This is a genomic window from Aeromonas jandaei (genome assembly GCF_037890695.1).
Classification (GTDB): domain Bacteria; phylum Pseudomonadota; class Gammaproteobacteria; order Enterobacterales; family Aeromonadaceae; genus Aeromonas; species Aeromonas jandaei.
On the sequence record NZ_CP149571.1, the window covers coordinates 4,506,600 to 4,528,209 of the forward strand.

24 protein-coding genes are annotated in these 21,610 nt (G+C 60.5%); 7 read left to right on the plus strand and 17 right to left on the minus strand.

The genetic code is table 11. The features are described from left to right. Positions 1 to 22 precede the first annotated feature (22 nt). The 9 genes from recO to rpoE form a co-directional block, all read right to left on the minus strand. Positions 23 to 733 (minus strand): DNA repair protein RecO, encoded by a 711-nt coding sequence (gene recO, locus WE862_RS21160; RefSeq protein WP_041210624.1) that lies wholly within the window; start codon positions 731 to 733, stop codon positions 23 to 25. Between the two features lie 158 nt (positions 734 to 891). Further along, entirely contained in the window at positions 892 to 1,791 is a 900-nt protein-coding gene (gene era / locus WE862_RS21165) for a GTPase Era (protein WP_033112795.1), read from the minus strand. Beyond that, positions 1,788 to 2,459, minus strand: a complete 672-nt coding sequence (rnc, locus tag WE862_RS21170; protein WP_033112794.1) for a ribonuclease III — start codon at positions 2,457 to 2,459, stop codon at positions 1,788 to 1,790. The genes era and rnc overlap by 4 nt, the downstream gene beginning before the upstream one ends. Beyond that, positions 2,460 to 3,383, minus strand: coding sequence for a signal peptidase I (gene lepB / locus WE862_RS21175; protein ID WP_033112793.1), 924 nt, complete (start codon positions 3,381 to 3,383; stop codon positions 2,460 to 2,462). It lies immediately after the preceding gene. Between the two features lie 3 nt (positions 3,384 to 3,386). Continuing rightward, positions 3,387 to 5,180 (minus strand): translation elongation factor 4, encoded by a 1,794-nt coding sequence (lepA, locus tag WE862_RS21180; RefSeq protein WP_033112792.1) that lies wholly within the window; start codon positions 5,178 to 5,180, stop codon positions 3,387 to 3,389. A gap of 117 nt (positions 5,181 to 5,297) precedes the next feature. Further along, positions 5,298 to 5,759: a SoxR reducing system RseC family protein gene (locus WE862_RS21185; RefSeq protein ID WP_042029734.1), complete on the minus strand. Its 462-nt coding sequence runs from the start codon at positions 5,757 to 5,759 to the stop codon at positions 5,298 to 5,300. A 100-nt stretch (positions 5,760 to 5,859) separates the two neighbouring features. Then, on the minus strand, positions 5,860 to 6,840 hold the full coding sequence (locus WE862_RS21190) for a MucB/RseB C-terminal domain-containing protein (protein ID WP_033112790.1): 981 nt from the start codon (positions 6,838 to 6,840) through the stop codon (positions 5,860 to 5,862). Between the two features lie 21 nt (positions 6,841 to 6,861). Continuing rightward, complete coding sequence (locus tag WE862_RS21195; protein WP_033112789.1) at positions 6,862 to 7,464, minus strand: RseA family anti-sigma factor; 603 nt, start codon at positions 7,462 to 7,464, stop codon at positions 6,862 to 6,864. A 22-nt stretch (positions 7,465 to 7,486) separates the two neighbouring features. Continuing rightward, a complete protein-coding gene (gene rpoE, locus WE862_RS21200) occupies positions 7,487 to 8,068 on the minus strand; it encodes an RNA polymerase sigma factor RpoE (protein ID WP_033112788.1) in 582 nt (193 codons plus the stop codon). A 182-nt stretch (positions 8,069 to 8,250) separates the two neighbouring features. On the opposite strand from rpoE, the gene nadB reads away from it, so the two are divergent. After that, positions 8,251 to 9,858 carry an L-aspartate oxidase gene (nadB, locus tag WE862_RS21205; RefSeq protein WP_042029710.1) on the plus strand — a complete coding sequence of 536 codons (1,608 nt, stop codon included), beginning with the start codon at positions 8,251 to 8,253 and terminating at the stop codon, positions 9,856 to 9,858. Between the two features lie 123 nt (positions 9,859 to 9,981). Here the strand turns inward: nadB and WE862_RS21210 are convergent, their stop codons facing one another. Together WE862_RS21210 and WE862_RS21215 are read right to left on the minus strand one after the other, a co-directional pair. Next, positions 9,982 to 10,365 carry a protein YgfX gene (locus tag WE862_RS21210; protein WP_404800995.1) on the minus strand — a complete coding sequence of 128 codons (384 nt, stop codon included), beginning with the start codon at positions 10,363 to 10,365 and terminating at the stop codon, positions 9,982 to 9,984. A 13-nt stretch (positions 10,366 to 10,378) separates the two neighbouring features. Next, a complete protein-coding gene (locus WE862_RS21215; protein ID WP_033112786.1) occupies positions 10,379 to 10,648 on the minus strand; it encodes a succinate dehydrogenase assembly factor 2 in 270 nt (89 codons plus the stop codon). Between the two features lie 111 nt (positions 10,649 to 10,759). On the opposite strand from WE862_RS21215, the gene ygfZ reads away from it, so the two are divergent. Beyond that, a complete protein-coding gene (gene ygfZ, locus WE862_RS21220) occupies positions 10,760 to 11,668 on the plus strand; it encodes a tRNA-modifying protein YgfZ (RefSeq protein WP_042029709.1) in 909 nt (302 codons plus the stop codon). A 6-nt stretch (positions 11,669 to 11,674) separates the two neighbouring features. Here ygfZ and WE862_RS21225 read toward each other — a convergent pair whose 3' ends face one another. Continuing rightward, positions 11,675 to 12,556 carry a LysR family transcriptional regulator gene (locus WE862_RS21225; protein ID WP_042029707.1) on the minus strand — a complete coding sequence of 294 codons (882 nt, stop codon included), beginning with the start codon at positions 12,554 to 12,556 and terminating at the stop codon, positions 11,675 to 11,677. Between the two features lie 136 nt (positions 12,557 to 12,692). Between WE862_RS21225 and WE862_RS21230 the strand changes: the two genes are divergently transcribed. Next, positions 12,693 to 13,142 (plus strand): PACE efflux transporter, encoded by a 450-nt coding sequence (locus WE862_RS21230; RefSeq protein WP_042029705.1) that lies wholly within the window; start codon positions 12,693 to 12,695, stop codon positions 13,140 to 13,142. 106 nt (positions 13,143 to 13,248) lie between these two features. Here WE862_RS21230 and WE862_RS21235 read toward each other — a convergent pair whose 3' ends face one another. Beyond that, complete coding sequence (locus WE862_RS21235) at positions 13,249 to 13,599, minus strand: hypothetical protein (RefSeq protein WP_041210630.1); 351 nt, start codon at positions 13,597 to 13,599, stop codon at positions 13,249 to 13,251. Between the two features lie 218 nt (positions 13,600 to 13,817). Between WE862_RS21235 and cutA the strand changes: the two genes are divergently transcribed. The 4 genes from cutA (at position 13,818) to WE862_RS21255 (ending at position 16,890) form a co-directional block, all read left to right on the plus strand. Beyond that, positions 13,818 to 14,135 (plus strand): divalent-cation tolerance protein CutA, encoded by a 318-nt coding sequence (gene cutA, locus WE862_RS21240; RefSeq protein WP_042029703.1) that lies wholly within the window; start codon positions 13,818 to 13,820, stop codon positions 14,133 to 14,135. Next, a complete protein-coding gene (locus WE862_RS21245) occupies positions 14,132 to 15,916 on the plus strand; it encodes a protein-disulfide reductase DsbD (protein ID WP_042029701.1) in 1,785 nt (594 codons plus the stop codon). The genes cutA and WE862_RS21245 overlap by 4 nt, the downstream gene beginning before the upstream one ends. Further along, a complete protein-coding gene (locus WE862_RS21250) occupies positions 15,906 to 16,397 on the plus strand; it encodes a GNAT family N-acetyltransferase (RefSeq protein WP_042029700.1) in 492 nt (163 codons plus the stop codon). The genes WE862_RS21245 and WE862_RS21250 overlap by 11 nt, the downstream gene beginning before the upstream one ends. Before the next feature lie 79 nt (positions 16,398 to 16,476). Next, a complete protein-coding gene (locus WE862_RS21255; RefSeq protein WP_042029699.1) occupies positions 16,477 to 16,890 on the plus strand; it encodes a hypothetical protein in 414 nt (137 codons plus the stop codon). A gap of 63 nt (positions 16,891 to 16,953) precedes the next feature. Here WE862_RS21255 and WE862_RS21260 read toward each other — a convergent pair whose 3' ends face one another. The 4 genes from WE862_RS21260 to WE862_RS21275 form a co-directional block, all read right to left on the minus strand. Next, positions 16,954 to 17,544 carry a hypothetical protein gene (locus tag WE862_RS21260; RefSeq protein ID WP_042029697.1) on the minus strand — a complete coding sequence of 197 codons (591 nt, stop codon included), beginning with the start codon at positions 17,542 to 17,544 and terminating at the stop codon, positions 16,954 to 16,956. A gap of 194 nt (positions 17,545 to 17,738) precedes the next feature. Continuing rightward, the gene (locus WE862_RS21265; protein WP_156128643.1) at positions 17,739 to 19,043 is read right to left on the minus strand and encodes an NAD(P)/FAD-dependent oxidoreductase; all 1,305 of its coding nucleotides are present in this window, start codon (positions 19,041 to 19,043) and stop codon (positions 17,739 to 17,741) included. A gap of 159 nt (positions 19,044 to 19,202) precedes the next feature. Further along, complete coding sequence (gene fbaA / locus WE862_RS21270) at positions 19,203 to 20,282, minus strand: class II fructose-bisphosphate aldolase (protein ID WP_042029694.1); 1,080 nt, start codon at positions 20,280 to 20,282, stop codon at positions 19,203 to 19,205. A gap of 115 nt (positions 20,283 to 20,397) precedes the next feature. After that, on the minus strand, positions 20,398 to 21,561 hold the full coding sequence (locus WE862_RS21275) for a phosphoglycerate kinase (protein WP_041210638.1): 1,164 nt from the start codon (positions 21,559 to 21,561) through the stop codon (positions 20,398 to 20,400). Between the last annotated feature and the right edge of the window lie 49 nt (positions 21,562 to 21,610).

Here is a 21,610-nt window from a genome sequence, read left to right on the forward strand (position 1 = left end):
ATCCGTATGTCTGTAATCTGTGTCAGCCTTGGATGCTGGCTTTGCGTTTTAAAAACAGCTCCCGGCTCTTTAACTGGCGCTTGCCCAGATAGGGTTGCAGCGCCAGCCGGCTGAAACGTTTGGCCGCCTGCAGCAAGGGAGGGGTATCGAAACGTCCCTCGGCAAAGGCCAGCAGGTGGGCACCGAGAAATAGGGTACGGGGATCCGGCGCCCGCTCGCAAGCAACAAAGCCCAATTCACGCTCGAAGCCATAGAGCAGGGTCGGCTCGATGGGCGACTCGTCGTCCGCCGTGTACTCGAAATCCACCGCATAACCCAGCGCCTGCAGCAGCAGGAACTCGAAGCGGCGCAGCGGCAGCTCAGGCGTCTCGCCGTCGGCCAGCGCCATGATGGCACGGGCATAGGCATCGAACACCTCGGGGAACGGGGTGTGCGCTTCCAGCAGGTAGTAGACCAGCTCGTTGAGATAGAGGCCGTAGAAGAGGCGATCGCCACCGAGACGCAGGGAGTGGTCGGGACATTCAACCTGGGTGAGATTCTTGAGATCCCCCTTGCCGCGCCAGGCGATGGTGAGCAGGGTAAAGGGTTGCAGCAGCCCCTTGAGAGGGGAGCGTGGCCCGCGAGAACCGCGAGCCACCAGGGTAAAGCGGCCACTATCCTGGGTGAATACCTCGACCAGCTGGCTGGTCTCACGATAGGGCCGGCTATGGATGACGAAAGCCGGGGTCAGCAATCCGCCATTACCTCTCAAAACCTGTCCACGCACTGTCACGAGAGGCCGTCAGCAAGGTAAAGAGCAGCGCAGGAACCGGAGTGTATGTGAATACATGAGGATTCCGAGCAGCGCATGAGCCTTGATCATGGCCTCGCAGTAAGCGCGTGCACAGGTTCTTAATCATCGCCGTAACCAAGACTACGCAGGGCGCGCTCGTCATCGGCCCAGCCGGATTTGACCTTGACCCACAGCTCGAGGTGCACCTTGTTCTGGAACAGCCGTTCCATGTCGAGGCGCGCTTCGGTGCCGATGGTCTTGATCTTCTCGCCCTTGTTGCCGATGACCATCTTCTTCTGGCCATCGCGCTCGACCAGAATGAGGCCGTGGATGTGATAGATACCGCTCTCTTCCACCTTGAAGCGCTCGATCTCCACCGTCACCGAGTAGGGCAGCTCCTCGCCGGTGAAGCGCATCAGCTTCTCGCGGATGATCTCGGAGGCCATAAAACGGGAGGAGCGATCGGTCACGTAATCTTCCGGGAAGAAGTGGACGTTTTCCGGCAGCAACGGCTTGGCCCACTCGCGGATCTTCTCCACGTTGGTACCCTTCTGGGCACTAATGGGCAGGATGTGGGCGAAGTTCATCTGCTGGCCCAGCCACTCGAGGTGGGGAAGCAGCTCCTCCTTCTCCTTGACGTTGTCGATCTTGTTGACCGCCAGTACCACGGGACACTTGAGATTGCGCAACTTGCCCAGCACCATCTCGTCATCTTTGGTCCAGTGAGTGCCGTCCACCATGAATACCACCATGGCCACGTCCCCCAGCGAACTGGTAGCGGCGCGGTTCATCAGGCGGTTGATGGCCCGTTTCTCTTCAATGTGCAGACCCGGGGTATCGACATAGATGGTCTGGTAGTTATCCTCGGTGTCGATCCCCAGGATCCGGTGACGGGTGGTCTGGGGTTTCTTTGAGGTGATGCTGACCTTCTGGCCAAGCAGCTTGTTGAGCAGGGTGGACTTGCCCACGTTGGGGCGGCCCACGATGGCGACAAAGCCGCAGTAGGTTGTATCTGTCATGACAGTTTTTCCAATGCTTGCTGCGCCGCGGCCTGTTCGGCCTTGCGGCGGCTGGTGCCGACCCCTTTGATCGGACCATCCAGACCTTCCACGTCACACTGGACGGTGAACTCCTGGTTGTGGGCTTCGCCCTTGACGTTGGTCACTGTATAGGTCGGCAGGGATTTGCGGCTTCCCTGCAGAATTTCTTGCAGACGGGTCTTGGGATCCTTCTGCTCGATGCCCGGCTTGATCTCCTCCAGACGGCTGGTGTACCAGCCCAGCAGCAGAGTGCGTACTGTTTCGAGATCACTGTCCAGATAGACGGCGCCAATCACCGCCTCGACCGTATCAGCCAGGATCGATTCACGGCGAAAACCACCGCTTTTCAGCTCGCCCGGCCCCAGGATCAGGTGATCCCCGAGGTCAAACTCCCGCCCCAGCTCGGCCAGGGTCTTTTCGCGCACCAGAGTGGCGCGCATCCGGCTGAGATCCCCTTCCGCCGCTTGCGGGAAGCGGTGGAAGAGATCGTCGGCAATCACCAGACTCAAAATCGAGTCACCCAAAAACTCCAGTCGCTCGTTGTGACGGGAACCGGCGCTGCGGTGAGTCAGCGCCCGGGTCAGCAGTTCCAGATCCTGAAAGACGTGCCCGAGACGGGACTGCAGTCTGTTCATCTTGATATTCATTTACTTGATTCCGCCAATGCGGTTGAAGCGCACCCCTGTCGGTACCCAGCTTGGCAGCAGGGAGCCCTCTTCGCGCTCGAATTCAAAACTTATCCAGATAGCGACCGCCTTGCCAACCAGGTTCTGCTCGGGCACAAAGCCCCAGAAACGGCTGTCGGTACTGTTGTCACGGTTGTCGCCCATCACGAAATATTGCCCCTCCGGTACTACCCACTCATCAGGATAGGTGCCGGGCTGGCGATAGTAACGGCCAACCATATCGGGCATCAGCGGGTTGCGCAGGGTCTCGTGGGAGACATCGCCCAGCTGCTCGGTATAGCGGTCAAGGGGGATCCCCATCTGGGTAAATTCGCCTCTTTGTTCAAACTTGACATCGAGCTTCTGGAAGCCCGGGCACGTTTTCCCCTCCTGCTCCTCGCACTTGGGCCGGATCATCAGCTCCTTGTTGCGATAGATGACCCGATCCCCCGGCATGCCGACCACCCGCTTGATGTAGTCCACCCGCGGTTCGAGCGGGTATTTGAACACCACCACATCGCCGCGCTTGGGCTCACCGGTCTCGAGGAACTTGGTGTTGGTCACCGGGTCCCTCAGACCATAGGCAAACTTCTCCACCAGGATGAAATCGCCCACCAGCAGAGTGGGCATCATGGAGCCTGACGGGATCTGGAACGGTTCAAAGATGAACGAACGCAGGATCAGCACAAAGGTGATGACCGGGAAGACCCCGGCGGTCTGTTCAATCCAGACCGGAACGGGAGCCACCTTGGCCAGGGTTTTGTCATCCAGATGAGCGCCGCCATGGGCACGGGCCACGGCAATTTTGGCGGCTCGCTGTTTGGACCAGATCATCTTGTCCAGACACCAGATAACACCGGTGATCGCGCAGACCACCACCAGGATCAGGGAAAACGTGCTTGCCATCTATTAATCCTTTCCGACGTGGAGAATCGCGAGGAAGGCTTCCTGCGGCACGTCGACACGGCCGAGGGACTTCATCCGCTTCTTACCTTCTTTCTGCTTGTTCAGCAGCTTCTTCTTACGACTCACGTCACCACCGTAGCACTTGGCAGTTACGTCCTTGCGCAGTGCCTTGACGGTGCTGCGCGCGATGATCTGGTTGCCGATGGCCGCCTGAATGGCGATATCGAACATCTGGCGCGGGATCAGCTCGCGCATCTTCTCCACCACCTGACGACCGCGATACTGGGCGTTGTCCTTGTGGGTGATGATGGCCAGCGCGTCGACCCGCTCACCGTTGATCATGATGTCCAGACGCACCATGTCGGAGGTTTCGAAACGCTTGAAGCCGTAGTCCAGCGAGGCGTAGCCACGGCTGGTTGATTTCAGGCGGTCGAAGAAGTCGAGCACCACTTCCGCCATCGGGATTTCATAGGTCAGCGCCACCTGCTTGCCGTGGTAGACCATGTTGGTCTGCACGCCACGCTTCTCGATACAGAGGGTGATCACGTTGCCCATGTACTCCTGCGGCAGCAGGATGTGACACTCGGCGATCGGCTCGCGCATCTCCTTGATGCTGGTGATGGCGGGCATCTGGGCCGGGCTGTCGATGTGGATGGTGGAACCGTCGGTCAGCTCGATCTCGTACACTACGGTCGGTGCCGTGGTGATCAGATCCAGATCGTATTCACGCTCCAGACGCTCCTGAATGATCTCCATGTGCAGCATGCCGAGGAAACCGCAACGGAAGCCGAAGCCCAGCGCAGTGGAGCTCTCCGGTTCGAAGAACAGGGAGGCATCGTTCAGGGAGAGCTTGTCGAGGGCGTCGCGGAACGACTCGTAGTCATCGCTGGAAATGGGGAACAGACCCGCATAAACCTGCGGCTTCACCTTCTTGAAACCGGCCAGCGCCTTGTCGGCACCATTCTTGGCCTGAGTCAGGGTATCGCCCACCGGCGCGCCGTGGATGTCCTTGATACCGCAGACAACCCAACCTACCTCGCCGCAACCCAGGCCGTCGGTGTCCACCTGCTTGGGCGTGAAGATACCGATGCGATCGACACCCCACACCTGACCGGTGCTCATCACCTTGATCTTGTCGTTCTTCTTCAAAGAACCGTTCTTGATCCGCACCAGAGAGACGACGCCCAGATAGGAGTCGAACCAGGAGTCGATGATCAGCGCCTGCAGCGGCGCGTCCGGATCACCTTCCGGTGCCGGGATCTTGGCCACGATCTCTTCCAGTACCAGATCAACACCGAGGCCGGTCTTGGCGGAGCAGCGCACCGCATCGACCGCGTCGATACCGACGATGTCTTCGATCTCCTCGGCAACCCGCTCGGGTTCTGCAGCCGGCAGGTCAATCTTGTTCAGTACCGGCACCACTTCCAGATCCATCTCCATGGCGGTGTAGCAGTTGGCCAGAGTCTGTGCCTCAACCCCCTGGCCGGCATCTACCACCAGCAGCGCCCCTTCACAGGCCGCCAAAGAGCGGGAGACCTCGTAGGAGAAATCCACGTGGCCCGGGGTGTCGATAAAGTTCAGCTGGTAGGTGTTACCGTCTTGTGCCTGGTAGTTCAGGGTCACACTCTGCGCCTTGATGGTAATGCCGCGCTCGCGCTCCAGATCCATGGAGTCAAGCACCTGAGCCTGCATCTCGCGGTCGGACAAGCCACCGCAAGTCTGGATCAGACGGTCCGACAGGGTCGATTTACCGTGGTCGATGTGCGCAATAATCGAAAAGTTACGAATGTGTTTCATCGAGCAAGAGTCACTCAAAATTGGTTTAAGGTCGGTTATGGAGGCGCGATTTTACTGGATAACCCGGCTGACGGCCATTCTTTAGTCGCCAACGCCAGTGAAATAGCGCCTGTTCGGTCAGGAGAGGGTACGGACGGGAACCACAACGCCGAGCATGCGGGGGCCATAACGCCCCTCATCGAGCCGGCCGGAAAAGTAACGAACCAGTAAAAAGCCGCCAGCGCCACCCAGCAGAGAGGCAAGAATGGTGATCCCCTCCCCCCCCGAGAGCAGCGGCGCCAGCCAGAGTTGCCCCAGCAGAGCACTCGCCAGCAGGCAGAACAGCGGCAGCACATAGACCAGCGCAGCCCCGCGCAGCAGGCTCTCTTGCGGGATGCCGAGCCTGATTTGCTGGCCAACGTTCACCTCGGCGGTAAGGCGAACCCGCAAGCGTGGGGCTTTCAGGGGAAATGCCTTGGCCACGGTGCCGGTACCGCAACCGGATTGCTGCTGGCAGCCACTGCAGGCAGAGCGCCGTTCGCACTCCACCCAGGCATGATCTCCTTCGATGGCAACCACGGTTGCCAGCTCTTCACTCATCTCGTTCACGGCAACACCTCGTGCTCATGCAATGGCAGGATCTGAACACGACTCACAGCCAACGGCAAGCAGCGCACCACTGTGAGCCCAGAGCATGGACTCACTGCACGGCCTCGTTGCGGGCCAGCGGCTGCACCGACTCGGCAATCCGTTTCGCTGTTTCGGCAGGCACTTCCCCGACCACGGTGATCTCGACGCCCACCTCGTTGACGAAGCTCACCAGCGAGGTGGCGCCCTGGCGGATCAGCTGCTGGCGTACCGCCTGCTTGGGATCGACCCGGGAGACATAGACCGAGAGATCCACCAGCCCGTCAGAAAGCATCATGTAATCCACCGGCATACTGGTGGTCACCAACTGGTGCCGGTCCTGCGACAACACCTTGAAGCCATCGGGCAACCAGGTCACCTGCCAGTTCAGCTGCTGCTGCGGTGCCGGATAGGCATCCTCCAGCGCCAGCGCCGGGGGCAACTTGCTGTTGGCCAGGGTCACCAGCCAGGGGGCAGGCTTGTTCTGCAGCTCCAGATCCACCCCCAGCAACTGCTCGACCAGATTGCCTTCCCGCTCCACCATATCGACACGCAGCAGCAGATGGCTCTGCTCGTCAACCCAGAGCATGAAGCCGTATTTGTCGGCCTCCTTGGGCACCAGCCTCACCACCTGAGCGACCACACCCGCGACGCGGCTGCGGCCGGCCAGCACGGGATCATAGCTCTGCAATACCCGGGAGAGCGGCATGCTGACCAGACTCGACCAGATGCCCGGGAAGCGGGCATCCTTCAGGGTGTAGGGGTCATGGCTGTTTTCAAAGAAGGTGTATTCATTCTCGCGCTGCAGATACTCGATCGCCTTGCCGTCGAGGTAGCTGAGATGAGCCACTTCTTTGCCATTGATCACGGCGTGGCTGATGCGGATCGGTTCAAGACGCCCCTGACGGGCTTTGACCATGGACAACTCGAAATTCTGTTGATGCACGGCACTCTGCATCTGCTGCAACAAGGCCTCGGCCGACTTGTCGTCGGCCGAGGCCTTGGCACTGATTAGCAGGAGAGATGCCAGCAAAATACGGCTGGACTGGCGCACGTTTGTATCCCTGACAACTCGTTATTGTTGGATCTGTCTGTCTTGCAACAGGCGCTGCTGTAACTGGTGATCACGCAGGAAGGCGTTGATGCGTTCGCGCTGCTCCTGCATCTGCTGTTCGGTCATTCCCTGTTGCGGCCGAACGCGGTTGCCCTCTTGCGGATAGTGGACGCTCACTGGCGCGGCACTGCCACCGATGGGGATGGTATTGAGCACAGGGTTGTTCGGCACGCCGTCCTGACCCTGATACTGCTGCACCCCGAAGATGACGGCAGCGGCCACAGACGCTGCGATGGCATATTGCCCCAGCTGCTGGCCAACCCGACGAAACAGGGGCACCACATTGGAATCTGTCTTGACCGGTGCAACGACCGGTTGCGCCACCGGAGCGGCCTCGACCGGCTTGGGTGCCAGTATGGTCGGCTCATCCTCCAGCGCAGCCATGATGCTGTCACTGAGATCCAGTTGCAGATTGACCGGCAGGTCACCCCGCATGGCATCGCCAATCAGGTGGTAACGACCCCAGGTATCTTGCAAGCCGGAGTCCATCTCCAGCTCGTTCAGTACCTCTGCGTCACTCAGCTCACCATCCATCAGGGCAGAGATTTGCTCTTTGTTTGCCATAAGTTAACCCGTCTTTCCCCAGTTAATTCTCGATCAGAGGTTGCAGCTTTTTGTCGATTGCTTCCCTCGCCCGGAAGATACGGGATCTGACCGTACCCACTGGGCAATCCATGATTTCGGCAATCTCTTCATAGCTCAGCCCTTCCAGTTCGCGAAGGGTGATCGCTGTCCTCAGGTCTTCCGGCAATGCCTCAATGGCTGAAAACACGGTGCGTTTGATCTCGTCAGTCAGCGCCAGGTTTTCCGGGGTTGAGACCTCTTGCAAGGCTTCACCGCCGCCATAAGACTCCGCTTCGTCAGCCTCCACATCACTGCTCGGGGGCCTGCGCCCCTGGGAGGTCAGATAGTTCTTCGCCGTATTCACGGCAATTCGGTACAACCAGGTGTAAAAAGCACTCTCGCCACGGAATGTCGGCAATGCCCGGTAGGCTTTGATAAACGCCTCTTGCGCCACATCGGGCACGTCGCCGGGGTTGTTGACATACCGGGCAATCAGGTTGACCACCTTATGCTGGTATTTTTTTACCAACAGGTTGAAAGCTGCTTTGTCGCCGCGCTGGACCCGTTCAACCAGCTGTTCGTCCAGTAGATTCTGGTCGCTCATCAGAGCCGTAAAACCCCCATCAGGTTATCGTTCTTCTTTTCCGGCCCTTCCTAAGCGCACAAGTTCAGACAGGGAGAATCAGAGAAAGTTCGAATCTGTTTAAAAAAATGTGATGCAGGCTGCATCCTCGCCCCCGCTTGGGCTACCATGGTGCCAGTTCTTAATCCAGGCCAATGATACTTATGAAAGCAAGTGTTGAATACCTTTGCGACGTACTGATCATTGGCAGCGGTGCCGCTGGTCTGACTCTCGCATTGCGATTGGCAGACCAGGCCAAAGTCCTGGTTCTGAGCAAGGGGCCCATCAGTGAAGGGGCCACTTTCTATGCGCAAGGAGGCATCGCTGCCGTGTTCGACGAGACCGACAGCATCGAATCCCACGTGAGCGACACGCTCAACGCCGGGGCCGGGTTGTGTGACCCGGCCGTGGTCGAGTTCACCGCCCGCCACGCCCGCGAGTCCATCCAGTGGCTCATCCAGCAGGGGGTTCCCTTCGATCAGGAGGAGAACGCCGACGGTGAATCCCAGTACCACCTCACCCGCGAAGGAGGCCACAGCCATCGCCGCATCTTCCACGCGGCGGATGCCACCGGCAAGGCGGTGCAACTCACCCTGATTGATCAGGTTCGCGCTCACCCCAACATCCAGCTGATGGAGCGCTTCAACGCGGTCGACCTCATCACCACCCGCAAACTCGGGCTGCCGGGCAACAAGGTGCTGGGCGCCTATGTCTGGAACCGCAATGCCGAACAGGTCGAGGTGGTTCGCGCCCGCTTCGTGGCGCTGGCCACCGGCGGCGCCTCCAAGGTCTACCAGTACACCTCCAACCCCGATGTGAGCTCTGGCGATGGCATCGCCATGGCATGGCGCGCCGGCTGCCGGGTGGCGAATCTGGAGTTCAACCAGTTCCACCCCACCAGCCTGTTCCACCCAGACGATCCCAACTTCCTGCTGACCGAAGCACTGCGTGGCGAGGGGGCCTATCTGCGCCGCCCGGACGGCAGCCGCTTTATGCCGGAGTTTGACGAGCGGGCCGAGCTGGCACCGCGCGATATCGTCGCCCGCGCCATCGACCACGAGATGAAGCGACTCGGGGCGGATTGCATGTATCTGGACATCAGCCACAAACCGGCCGATTTCATCATCAAGCACTTCCCGACCATTTATGAGCGCTGCCTCGCGGTCGGCATCGACATCACCAAAGAGGCGATGCCCATAGTGCCAGCCGCCCACTACACCTGTGGTGGCGTGATGATCGACAACAATGGCCAGACCGACATCCCCGGCCTCTACGCCATCGGCGAAGTGACCTACACCGGTCTGCACGGCGCCAACCGGATGGCCTCCAACTCCCTGCTGGAATGTGTGGTCTACGCCCATCAGGCGGGGGCCGACATTCTGGCCAAGCTGCCGATGAGCGCCGAGCCGCCGCGCCTGCCCGCCTGGGACGAGAGCCAGGTGGAGGATTCTGACGAACTGGTGGTGATCCAGCACAACTGGCACGAGCTGCGGCTGATGATGTGGGACTACGTGGGCATAGTGCGCACCAACAAGCGCCTCGCCCGGGCCAAACGCCGCATCGACCTGCTCAAGCAGGAGGTGCAGGAGTACTACGCCCACTTCCGGGTCTCCAACAACTTGCTGGAGCTGCGCAACCTGTTGCAGGTGGCCGAGCTTATCGTCAACTGCGCCCTGCAGCGCAAGGAGTCGCGCGGCCTGCACTACAACCTCGATTATCCGGAGATGCTGCCGGACTCCAAACCGACCGTACTGACCCCGGAGCGGGATTGAACCCCGCTCCTGCCATACCAATGACCCCGCTTCGGCGGGGTCATTTTTTTAGGGCAATCCGGGCAAAGCGCTGCTCAGTTCCTTGCCCCTGCAAAGAGGTAACTCAGGAAGATGTGAGATCGCTCAGCGCCGCTCGGCGGGAAAGTTGATCGCCCGGGCCAGCAGGCGGTAGTGATCGGGAACCAGCGCATCGGCGAAAAGCCAGAGCATGCAAGGGCGCCCCTGCTCCGGATGCAGCTCAAGGCGCAGCACGCCGGGCAGAATCCGGCTCTTGTTGCCGAGCCGATAGGATACGTTCTGCCAGCGCAGCCACTGGCCATCCCACTCCAGCTCGAACGGAGTATGGGGCAATGCCCGCCAGCTCAGGGCAAGTGCCAGCAACCAGACGGAAGCAAATAGCGCCCACTGCCAGCCGGTTACGAGGGCGCTGACCGGCCAGAGCAGCAACAGAGAGAGGGCCACCAGCCAGTAGCGCTGATGGCGGGAGGGGTGAACAGGGATGATCACCCGCTCCACGGCATCAGGCCTGACGGTCGTGGCGGGCCTGATTGCGCTCCAGGATCATCTTGATCATGGCGCTGAAGGCGGGATCGGCCGGCACAGCGTGCCCCATGGTCCAGCGGAATAGGTCCGGATCATCGCTCTCCAGCAGGCGGATAAAGGTCTGCTGATCGGCTTCGCTCAGGGAGTCGAACTCGTGTTCGAAAAAGGGCATAAAAACAACATCCAGCTCGAGCATGCCACGGCGGCAGGCCCACTTCAGGCGGGATTTTTCAACTGGGCTCAACATGGAACTCTCCTTACAAAGACCCGGGGATGGTACCAGCTGGATTTTCCGGCTGACAAACATTAGTTACGTCTTTACCATGCAGGTCACATACTTTCTCTCTGGAATACCATCGTGAGCCTGCAACCCCCTGTTTTTCCTGCCGAGCCGACCCGCTTCGCCCTGACCAAGATAGCCATCACCCGACTGAGTGGTCAGGATCGCGTCAAATATCTGCAAGGTCAGGTCACCTGCGACGTCAACGCCCTGCAACCGGGGCAGAGCACGCTGGGTGGTCACTGTGATCCCAAGGGCAAGCTGTGGAGCGATTTTCGCCTGCTCTGCCTTGAAGAGAGCCTGCTGCTGCTGACTACCCCTTCGGTGCTGGAGCGCCAGCTGCCGGAGCTGAAAAAATTTGCGGTCTTCTCCAAGGTGGAGATTGCCGCCGACGAACGCCACGCCACCGGTCTGGCTGGCAAGGGTACCGATGCGTGGGTCGCTGCGCAGTTTGGTCTGGAGCAGAGCGGTTTGGTCGCTGGCGGCATGGCGGTGAAGATCGAACAGGATCGCTGGCTGCTGGTGAGCAGTGAGCAAGCCGATGCGCTGCCGGCGGGTGACGAATCCCTCTGGTGGGGGCTCGAGATCAAGGCAGGCCTGCCGCACATGGAGGCGATGCATCAGGGGGAGTTCATCCCGCAGATGCTCAACCTGCAGGCGCTCGATGGCATCTGCTTCAACAAGGGCTGCTACATGGGGCAGGAGACGGTGGCTCGCGCCAAATATCGCGGCGCCAACAACCGCGCCCTGTTCCTGCTGGCGGGCAGTGCCAGTGAGCCGGTCAATGCGGGCGATACCCTGGAGATCCAGCTCGGTGACAACTGGCGTCGCAGCGGCATGGTGCTCAACGCCTGGCAACATCAGGGTCAGGTGTGGCTCACTGCCGTATTGCCGAAAGACACCGAGGCTGACGCCCGTTTTCGCCTCAAGCAGGAGGAGAGCTCCCAACTCACCCTGCAACCCCTCCCCTACGAACTGACCGAGTAAGGTCGGCTAGCGAGGCACCCGCGCCAGCAGGGCCTCCTTCAGCCAGCGCCCCGCCTGCCCCAGCGGGCGGGCGCGATGCCACTGCAGCTCCAGCGCCAGCGCATGGCTGGCGATAAAGTCGGGCTCCAGCACCACCACTTCGCCCCGCTTCAGCGGCTGATGCAGCAGAAATTCCGGAATCGCGGACCAGCCAAGGCCGCGCTTGACCAGCTCCAGCACCCCGAGATCCCCCTCGACCCACCACACCTGAGCCGAGATGCGAAACCGCTGGCGCTCGCTCCCTTCCCGTCGTCCGGTAACCATCAGCTGGCGTGCTCCCTGCAGATCGACCTCCCGCAGCGGCTGCTTGCGCGCCAATGGATGATCCGGCGACACCACCAACGGCATGGTCACCTCCCCCAGCGAACGGGCGACGATCTCCCGCTGTGGATGCACCTTTTGATAACTGATGCCGAGCTGGGCCCGACCAGTCACCAGCATCTCGGTCACATCCTCCATCAGCGGGAAGAGCAGCTCCAGCTCCACCGTGGGGTAGCGGGTGGCAAACTCCTCCAGCAGGGTGCCGAGCCAGGGGAGGTGAGAGTCATCGTCGATGGCCAGAGTGAGGCGTGACTCTACCCCGGCCGCCAGTTCGCCGGCGATGGACTGCAACCGCTCGCTCTGGGCCAGCAGGATCCCCGCCTCCTGCACCATGCGCCCCCCCGCCTCCGTCAGCTGCGGATAGCGACCGCTGCGGTCAAACAGGGTCAGCCCCAGATCGATCTCCAGATTCGAGATAGCGCTGCTTACCACCGACTGCGCCTTGCCCAGCTTGCGGGCAGCGGCGGAGAAGGAGCCGCTCTCGGCGGCGGCCAGCAAGATTTTCAGTTGTTCCAGCGATGGATTCACCCTTCTGCTCCTCTTTTTAGCCCCCGACAGGCCTGTAATCTATCGATTTTAACGATAGATACCAACGTGAAACCATCGCAATTTAGCGATAGATTACCCCCCATGTTTTCAACGTGACTGTTCAAGAGAGTGATTTATGCGTACCCGTAACGACCGCATCCGCCAAGCCATCGGCTTTGAAGTGATTGGCCTGTTCATTGCCGCACCGCTGGCCAGCTGGGCGACCGGCATTCACCTCAGCCACATGGGGCCACTGGCGCTCTTCTTCTCGGTGATGGCGACCCTCTGGAACTACATCTACAACATCGGCGTCGACAAGCTGCTGCTCAAATATCAGGGCCACACCTACAAGAATGTCTGGCAGCGGGTGGTGCACGCCATCGGCTTCGAAGGGGGTCTCCTGACCGTGGCCCTGCCGGCCATGGCCTGGTGGCTCAACGTCAGCATGCTGGAGGCGCTGGTGCTGGATCTGGGCTTCGTTGCCTTCTATCTGGTCTACGCCTTCGTCTACAACTGGGTTTACGACAAGGTATTCCCGATCCCTGGCGAGTCGCTGCCGAACCTGCAGCAGAATGCACTGGGTTGAAGAGAGACCGGCAACAAACGGTAAAAACAGGGCACCATCATGAAACCTAATGATGGTGCCGGAGAGGAGGTCGGGACGCGCTGACCGGGCGGTCAGCGGCAGGGGATCAGGCCTGAGCCTTGGCGGCTTCGCTGCTCTCGGCCTCTTCGCTCTCCTGTTGGGCCTGGGCGGCCTGCAGGGCTTCCAGTTCGTTCTGGTAGTCGCTCAGGATCTGCTGGGCCACTGCCATGTCACCCTTGTGCTTGCGCTCGAACAGATGGTGCTGCACCACGCCGTTGAGATACTCCACCGTGATGGGCTGCTCAAGGGTTCCCATCAACTCCTCTTTCTCCAGCTCGGCATTGATTTCATCGGCGGTAGTGCGCAGCAGCCCGGCCAATTGAACCAACATGCGGCGCTCACCTTCGCGCAGCAGGCTCAACATGCGGTTTCTCTGCTGCTCATTCTGTTGGGTCATACATTTCCTTACGTCGATAGGGAACAATCCCGCTCATTCTGCCCTGTCCCCGAGACAGCGTCTATCTCATGCCCCCCACTAATTTTCGGCGCTCGCTCACAAATGGCGCCAGATGCTATTTGCTCCGGCTCTGGGGTATAGTAGCCGCTGATTTTCGGGATATTTCTGCAGCAAAAGGGTGTCCCGCCAGCTTATTCATCGAGGCGAACTTCTCCGTTATGACCGATGCCATTGTGGTGCTCTGCACCTGCCCCGACCAAACCAGTGCCGACCTCCTCTGCGAACAGCTGCTGAACCGCCAGCTGGCCGCCTGCATCAATCAGCTGCCGGGGGTCACCTCCGTCTACCGCTGGCAGGGCAAGGTTGAGCGGGCAACCGAGATCCAGCTCGTCATCAAATCCCGCCAGCCGCTCTTTGCCGAACTGCAGGCGTGCATTCTGGCCCATCACCCCTATGAGGTGCCCGAGCTGCTGGCCCTGCCGGTGAGCGCCGGCCTGCCCGCCTACCTCGACTGGCTCAAGGAGGAGACACCATGATGCGCAGTCGCCTGTTCCCCCTCCTGCTGGTGCTGCTGACGCTGGCCACGGCCGGACTCGCGCCAGCCCGGGCCAGCGGCACCGATATTCTCGGCTCCCTCGGCCTTGCGGCGAACGCCAAACCGACGTTCCTCAAGGTGGATGAGGCGTTTCGTCTCGAGAGCGAACAGCGGGGTGATCAGCTGCTGCTGACCCTCCACATCGCTGACGACTACTACCTCTATCGCCACAGCCTGCGCTTCAAGGGAACCAACCTCACCTTCAGCGACCCGGCGCTGCCGGAGGGGAGCGAGCATGAGGATGACTTCTTCGGCAAGACCCGGGTCTACTACCAACAGGTGACCATAGCCGTGCCACTGCGAGAGGTGGGCGAGCACGCTACCCTGCGCCTCACCTATCAGGGCTGTACCGATGGTCTCTGCTACCCGCCGACCGACAAGCTGATCGAGGTTGCCCCGCTCGCCGCGTCTGGCGCGGATAACCCGCAGGCGGCCAACCCGTCACTCAGTCAGCAGGATCAGCTGGCCGCCGCCCTCGGCAGCCAGGGCTTCTGGCTCAGTGTCGCCGCCTTCTTCGCACTGGGGCTGGGACTTGCCTTTACCCCCTGCGTCTTCCCCATGTACCCCATTCTGACCGGCATCATCGCCGGTGCCGGCCATCGCCTCTCCACCGGCCGCGCCTTCATGCTCTCCATGGTCTATGTGCAGGGGATGGCGGTGACCTACACCCTGCTCGGACTGGTGGTCGCCTCGGCAGGGCTGAAGTTCCAGGCTGCGCTGCAACACCCCTATGTGCTGATCGGCCTCTCGCTGATGTTCGTGCTGCTGGCCCTCTCCATGTTCGGGCTCTACACCCTGCAGTTGCCGAGCAGCTTGCAAACCCGACTCTCCGGCCTCTCCAACCGCCAGCAGGGCGGCTCGGTCGCCGGGGTCGCCATCATGGGAATGATCTCCGGGCTGGTCTGCTCCCCCTGCACCACGGCGCCGCTTTCAGGAGCCCTTATCTATGTGGCCCAGAGCGGCGATCTCTGGCTCGGTGCTGCGGCGCTCTATGCCCTCTCGCTCGGGATGGGGCTGCCGCTGCTGCTGCTGGGCACCTCGGGCGGCAAGCTGCTGCCCAAGGCGGGCGCCTGGATGGATGTGATCAAGCAGCTGTTTGGCTTCGCGTTGCTGGCGGTGCCGATCCTGCTGCTGTCACGGCTCTGGAGCGATCAGATCACCCCCCTCGCCTGGCTTGGCTGGGGGCTGCTGCTGTGTGGCTATCTCTATCACCACAACCAGCACCAGCCCCATTCGGTGGCCAAGAGCCTGCGCGGCTTCGTGCTGCTGCTGGCGATGATCAGCGCCGTGGTGGTGGGCAAGGATCTGCTGCAACCGCCCGCTACCGGCGCGGTCACGACGGGCACCAACCAGAGCGCCCCGCAGTTTGTCCGCATCAAGACCCTGGCTGACCTCAAGGTGCAGCTGGCTGCCGCCCGCGGCAAGCCTGTGCTGCTCGACCTCTATGCCGACTGGTGCGTCGCCTGCAAGGAGTTCGAACACAAGACCTTCAGCGACGCCGCAGTGCGCGAGCGTTTCGGTCAGATGGTGCTGCTGCAGGCGGATGTCACCGCCAACGACGATGCCGATGTCGAGCTGCTCAACACCCTCAATGTGCTGGGGCTGCCGACCCTCATCTTCTTCGACCGCGAGGGCAAGGAGCTGACAGGCCAGCGGGTCACCGGCTTTATGGGGCCGGCGGAGTTCCTCGCTCACCTCGACAGGGTCAGCCATGCCAAGTGAGCTGCGCCGATTGCAGCCAAGCGATGCGCCGGCCTTGCAGCGGCTGCTGGAACTGGCCCCTGCCTATCAGGCGGCAGTGAGCGATGAGCCCCTCTCCGCACACGCCGCAGAAGAGGAGCTGGTAGCCTGCCCACCCGGCCTGCCGCTCTCTGCCAAGCATCTCATCGGTCGCTGGGAAGAGGGGGAGCTAACCGCCGTCATCGATCTGCTGCGCGGTTATCCCGACCTGACCACCGCCTATCTGGGGCTGTTGCTGGTGGGGGAACCCTGGCAAGGGGCTGGCCGGGGGCAGGAGCTCTATCGCCACGCCTGCTCGCTGGCGCGCTCATGGGGAGCCACCCGACTTCGTCTGTCGGTCATTGCCAGCAATGAATCCGCACTCTCTTTTTGGCAGCGCAGAGGGTTCACCGAGTGCTATCGTCGCGAGCTGGCCGGCTATCGGGCCGAGGCCATCGTGCTGGAATGCGCACTGGAACCGTGAGCCGAGGTTTGCCACCGCCCGTTCGCGTGGCACAATCTGCCCTCCCGTTTTGCTCTTTTTGCACCTGTTCGGAGTTTTGATGAAAAAGTGGTTCATCCCCCTGCTGGCCCTCTGGCTGTTTGGTTGTAGTGCAGGGCCCGGAGAAGATGTTATCCGCCAGCAGGTTACCGCCAAGTTGCTGGCCGAAACGGATGCCAACCTGTTCGATATCAGCGACTTCACCATCCTTGGCAAGGAGGAGCGGATGGAGGGAGTCTATCTGGTCAAGGTGAGCTACCAGCTCCACTTCAAGCAGGGACTGGATCAGCTGCAGGTGCTGCACGACGAAGATCTGATTTATGACCGTGTCGGCCCCTTCCAGCAGGAGATGGGACTGATGGAGCTCGAGCGCAAATATGGCGAGTTCGAAGCGGGTCAGGTACTGCCGCAAGAGGCAGAGGTGTGGATGATGAAGGGCGAACAGGGGTGGCGACTGGCTGAACCGGCGCAATAAAGGGCTGCCGGCCCCTTACTCTCTGCAAGCTAGGCAACGGCAGCTCTGCCGTGGTTGACCAGCTCAGACCTGGGTATCGACCCGATACCCTTTTTGGTCTGCGGGTTCACCCGGCAGCTTGCTGGCCAACCCCGACAGCACATCCTTGAGGGTGATCCCGCTATCTGCCGCACCGCTGCTCTCCAGCAGCTTGGTCAGCTGGCTCTGCAAGGGGTCAATCGCGTCGTTTTGCCCCCCCTGGCGGCTCTCTTTGTCCTTCCCGTCTTGTTGATCCAGCGTCTCCAGCAGACGCGCCAGATCCCGTTTCAGCGGGCTCTCGCTGTTGTCGGCGAGCGCAATCTTTCGTTGTTCCTGTTCTTGCCGCTGTTGTTGCTGCAACGCCAGCTGTTGCTCCTGCTGCTGTTGCAGGGCTCCCATCATGGTATTGATAAACGCCTCCAGCGAGTCCTTGATTGACATATGGCTGCCGCCACCCCCTTCTCCTTTCGACGACAGTCCGAGACTGTCCAGCACAGAGCCAAGATCGCGCAACATCCGGCTGTCACTGCCAGCTGATGACGACAGCGTCGTCCTCGCCAATGGCTGCGCGATAGAAGATCCCTGCCGTTGCACCAGCGGGCTGGGCCCGCCCGACGCGACCACATTTATCTCCATCTTGGCCCTCCTTCACATCTTTTTCGGCCAGCTAACCCGCTCTTGTTCACCTGGCCCGGCATCACTCTCACACCTAAAAGATAGCGCCAACCGGAAGGGATTGGCGCTAACGCATTTTTTGGTCTATCAGGCTGGGCGCTAGTGCAGTGCCGCTATAAACAAGGGCTGGCGGGGCACAGTGTCCCGCCAGTGGCTCAGAAGATATCCTTGAAACGGTGCCACAGCATCCCCAGCGCCAGCAGCGGAGAGCGCAGCGCCGGGCCTCCCGGGAAGGTGATATGGGGCACGCTGGCGAAGAGATCGAAACCCCGGCTCTCGCCGCGGATCGCCTCGGCTACCAGCTTGCCCGCCATATGGGTGGCATTGAGACCATGCCCCGAGTAGGCCTGGGCGTAGAGCACATTGGGATGATCCTTGAGACGGCCAATCTGCGGCAGCCGGTTGGCACCAATCCCGATCATCCCGCCCCACTGAAACTCGATGGCGGTACCAGCCAGCTCGGGGAAGACCCGCAGCATCTTGGGCAACATAAAGGCCTTGATGTCGCGGGGATCCCTTCCCGAGTAGTTGCAGGCCCCGCCAAACAGCAGACGACCGTCGGCGGAGAGGCGGTAGTAGTCGAGCGCCACGTTCTGATCGCACACCGCCATGTTTTGCGGCAGCAAGCGCTGGCGCAAGCGGCGATCCAGCACCTCGGTGGCGAGGATGTAAGAACCGGCCGGCAGCACCCGTCCTCCCAGCTCCGGATTGAGGTCATTGAGGTAGGCGTTGCAGCCGATCACCAGATAGTCGGCAGTGACCCGGCCGTGGGCGGTGGTCACCTCCACCTGCTTGCCGTAATCGATATGGGTCACTCTGGAGTGTTCAAACAGGGAAACCCCGAGGCTGGCTGCGGCGCGCGCCTCGCCGAGCGCCAGATTTAGGGGATGGAGATGGCCGGAACCCATGTCGATGAGGCCGCCGATATAGCGATCCGACCCCACCACTGTATGGATATCTTCCCGCGGCACCAGTTTGAGTTCGTGCTCATAGCCCAGACTCGCCAGATGGTCGAGATCCTCCTCAAAGCCGGCCAGATGACGCTGACGGGTCGCGAGGTCGCAGTAACCCCAAGTGAGGTCACACTCGATATTGAAACGCTCGACCCGCTCGCGTACCAGCTGCACCGCCTCCAGCCCCATCAGGTCGAGTTCGCGCACCCCATCCTCACCAATCCAGCGGGCGAACTGGCTGGTATCGTGGCCGATACCGCGAATAAGCTGACCACCGTTGCGCCCGGAGGCGCCCCAACCGATGCGGTTGGCCTCCAGCAGCACCACCTTGTAGCCCGCATCAGCCAAGTTGATGGCGGTGTTGAGGCCGGTAAAACCGCCGCCGATAATGCAGACGTCAGCCTTGTGCTCCCCCTCCAGCTCGGGCCACTGTTGCGAGTCGTTGCGGGTGGCCGCGTAGTAGGAGGCGACGTGCTCCTGATATCCGTTGTGCTTTCCTGCCTGCATACTCAGCATCCTGCCTTGGTTGCAAATTGTTTAATAAAATAAGCAAAGTTATTTCGATAATACCCAGTTCCTCCTCCACTCACCAACCGGTGCGGATCACAGAAATGCAAAAGGCGCCCCGAAGGGCGCCTTTTCATGCAATCAAGGTGCTGTAACGAATTACAGTACGTCGATGGCGTTCAGGTCGGAGAAAGCCTGCTCCAGACGCTTGATCATGGAAGTCTGACCTTCACGCAGCCATACGCGCGGGTCGTAGTACTTCTTGTTCGGCTTGTCGGCACCTTCCGGGTTGCCCAGCTGGCCTTGCAGGTAAGCTTCGTTCTTCTTGTAGAAGTGCAGCAGACCTTCCCAGGTAGCCCACTGGGTGTCGGTGTCGATGTTCATCTTCACTACGCCGTAGGAGATGGACTCGCGGATCTCTTCCAGAGTGGAACCTGAACCACCGTGGAATACGAAGTCCAGAGACTTGGCCGGGATGCCGAACTTCTCGGAAACGTACTTCTGGGAAGCGTCCAGGATGGACGGGGTCAGTTTGACGTTACCCGGCTTGTATACACCGTGTACGTTGCCGAAGGAGGCAGCGATGGTGAAACGCGGGCTGATCTTGGACAGACGCTCGTAAGCGTAGGCAACATCTTCCGGCTGGGTGTACAGAGCGGACTGATCCATGTGGCTGTTGTCGACGCCGTCTTCTTCGCCACCGGTGCAACCCAGTTCCAGCTCCAGAGTCATGTTCATCTTGGCCATGCGAGTCAGGTACTCGCAGCAGATGTCGATGTTCTCTTCCAGAGACTCTTCGGACAGATCCAGCATGTGGGAGGAGAACAGCGGCTTGCCGGTTTCAGCAAAGTGCTTCTCGCCCGCTTCCAGCAGACCGTCGATCCACGGCAGCAGCTTCTTGGCAGCGTGGTCGGTGTGCAGGATTACCGGCACGCCGTAGGCTTCGGCAACAGCGTGAACGTGCTTGGCACCGGAGATGGCACCCAAGATGGCAGCTTTCTGACCTTCCAGCTTCAGACCCTTACCGGCGGTGAACACGGCACCACCGTTGGAGAACTGAACGATAACCGGCGCTTTAACCTTGGCGGCAGCTTCCAGTACGGCGTTCACGGAGTCGGTACCAACGCAGTTTACAGCCGGCAGAGCGAAGCCGTTCTCTTTAGCGATGGCGAACACTTTCTGAACGTCATCACCAGTGATCACGCCGGGTTTTACGAAGTCGAAAATTTTCTTAGACATGTTTAATCGTCCTGTCTCGTATGCCGTTAATAAAAAATGGGGGGTTCATCATGAACCGGCACAGCGGGCACATGATAAACGAAACGGGAGGCTTTTGCCCCCCGTTCCGGGTCAATTAGGCTTTGGCGCGCTGTTCCAGAATCTCAACAGCCGGCAGAACCTTGCCTTCTACGAACTCCAGGAAGGCGCCGCCGCCAGTGGAGATGTAGGAGACTTTGTCAGCGATGCCGAACTTGTCGATGGCAGCCAGGGTGTCGCCACCGCCAGCGATGGAGAAGGCCGGAGAAGCAGCGATGGCTTCAGCGATAACCTTGGTGCCTTCAGCGAACTGGTCGAACTCGAACACACCAACCGGGCCGTTCCACAGAATGGTCTTGGCGTTCATGATGATGTCAGCCAGAGCCTTGGCAGAATCCGGGCCGATGTCGAAGATCATGTCGCCGTCGGTCACATCGTTAACAGACTTGATGGTGGCCGGAGTGGACTCGGAGAACTCGGCGCCTACAACCACGTCGGTGGTCACAGGAATGTTGGTCTCGGCAGCCAGTTTCTTGGCAGTGTCGATCAGGTCGTGCTCGCACAGGGACTTGCCGACGTTGTGACCGGCAGCAGCGATGAAGGTGTTGGCGATGCCACCACCGACAACCAGCTGGTCAGCGATTTTGGAGAGGGATTCCAGAACGGTCAGCTTGGTGGAGACCTTGGAGCCGCCAACGATGGCAACCATCGGGCGCTCGGGCTTCAGCATGGCTTTGCCCAGCGCTTCCAGTTCACCCGCCAGCAGCGGGCCGGCACAAGCGACCGGAGCGAACTGGGCAACACCGTAGGTGGAGCCTTCGGCGCGGTGAGCAGTACCGAACGCGTCCATTACAAAGACGTCACACAGGGCGGCGTATTTTTTGGCCAGCTCTTCGGTGTTCTTCTTCTCGCCTTTGTTGAAACGGCAGTTTTCCAGCACAACCAGCTCACCGGCAGCGACTTCTACGCCATCCAGGTAATCCTTGGCCAGGCGAACCGGGCAGGACAGAGCGTCTTTCAGATAGTTGACAACCGGCAGCAGAGAGAACTCTTCGTTGTACTCGCCTTCGGTCGGACGACCCAGGTGGGAGGTGATCATCAGCTTGGCGCCCTTTTCCAGAGCCAGCTTGATGGTCGGCAGGGTAGCGACGATACGTGCATCGGAGGTGACCTTGCCGTCTTTTACCGGCACGTTCAGGTCAGCACGGATCAGAACGCGTTTGCCCGCCAGATCCAGGTCAGTCATCTTGATAACAGACATATTCAGTCCTCTATATTTTCCAGGTAATGTTAAAAACAGTAACCTTTCG

Bases quoted from the DNA above. Each gene is read 5' to 3' on its own strand.
- WE862_RS21250 (WP_042029700.1), top strand. From the start codon at position 15,906: ATGCCAAGTGAGCTGCGCCGATTGCAGCCAAGCGATGCGCCGGCCTTG.
- WE862_RS21275 (WP_041210638.1), bottom strand. From the start codon at position 21,561: ATGTCTGTTATCAAGATGACTGACCTGGATCTGGCGGGCAAACGCGTT.
- cutA (WP_042029703.1), top strand. From the start codon at position 13,818: ATGACCGATGCCATTGTGGTGCTCTGCACCTGCCCCGACCAAACCAGT.
- lepB (WP_033112793.1), bottom strand. From the start codon at position 3,383: ATGGCAAGCACGTTTTCCCTGATCCTGGTGGTGGTCTGCGCGATCACC.
- WE862_RS21260 (WP_042029697.1), bottom strand. From the start codon at position 17,544: ATGGAGATAAATGTGGTCGCGTCGGGCGGGCCCAGCCCGCTGGTGCAA.
- WE862_RS21230 (WP_042029705.1), top strand. From the start codon at position 12,693: ATGCGTACCCGTAACGACCGCATCCGCCAAGCCATCGGCTTTGAAGTG.
- WE862_RS21195 (WP_033112789.1), bottom strand. From the start codon at position 7,464: ATGGCAAACAAAGAGCAAATCTCTGCCCTGATGGATGGTGAGCTGAGT.
- WE862_RS21235 (WP_041210630.1), bottom strand. From the start codon at position 13,599: ATGACCCAACAGAATGAGCAGCAGAGAAACCGCATGTTGAGCCTGCTG.
- era (WP_033112795.1), bottom strand. From the start codon at position 1,791: ATGACAGATACAACCTACTGCGGCTTTGTCGCCATCGTGGGCCGCCCC.
- WE862_RS21185 (WP_042029734.1), bottom strand. From the start codon at position 5,759: ATGAGTGAAGAGCTGGCAACCGTGGTTGCCATCGAAGGAGATCATGCC.
- lepA (WP_033112792.1), bottom strand. From the start codon at position 5,180: ATGAAACACATTCGTAACTTTTCGATTATTGCGCACATCGACCACGGT.
- WE862_RS21265 (WP_156128643.1), bottom strand. From the start codon at position 19,043: ATGCAGGCAGGAAAGCACAACGGATATCAGGAGCACGTCGCCTCCTAC.
- rpoE (WP_033112788.1), bottom strand. From the start codon at position 8,068: ATGAGCGACCAGAATCTACTGGACGAACAGCTGGTTGAACGGGTCCAG.
- WE862_RS21255 (WP_042029699.1), top strand. From the start codon at position 16,477: ATGAAAAAGTGGTTCATCCCCCTGCTGGCCCTCTGGCTGTTTGGTTGT.
- nadB (WP_042029710.1), top strand. From the start codon at position 8,251: ATGAAAGCAAGTGTTGAATACCTTTGCGACGTACTGATCATTGGCAGC.
- fbaA (WP_042029694.1), bottom strand. From the start codon at position 20,282: ATGTCTAAGAAAATTTTCGACTTCGTAAAACCCGGCGTGATCACTGGT.
- WE862_RS21245 (WP_042029701.1), top strand. From the start codon at position 14,132: ATGATGCGCAGTCGCCTGTTCCCCCTCCTGCTGGTGCTGCTGACGCTG.
- rnc (WP_033112794.1), bottom strand. From the start codon at position 2,459: ATGAATATCAAGATGAACAGACTGCAGTCCCGTCTCGGGCACGTCTTT.
- WE862_RS21215 (WP_033112786.1), bottom strand. From the start codon at position 10,648: ATGTTGAGCCCAGTTGAAAAATCCCGCCTGAAGTGGGCCTGCCGCCGT.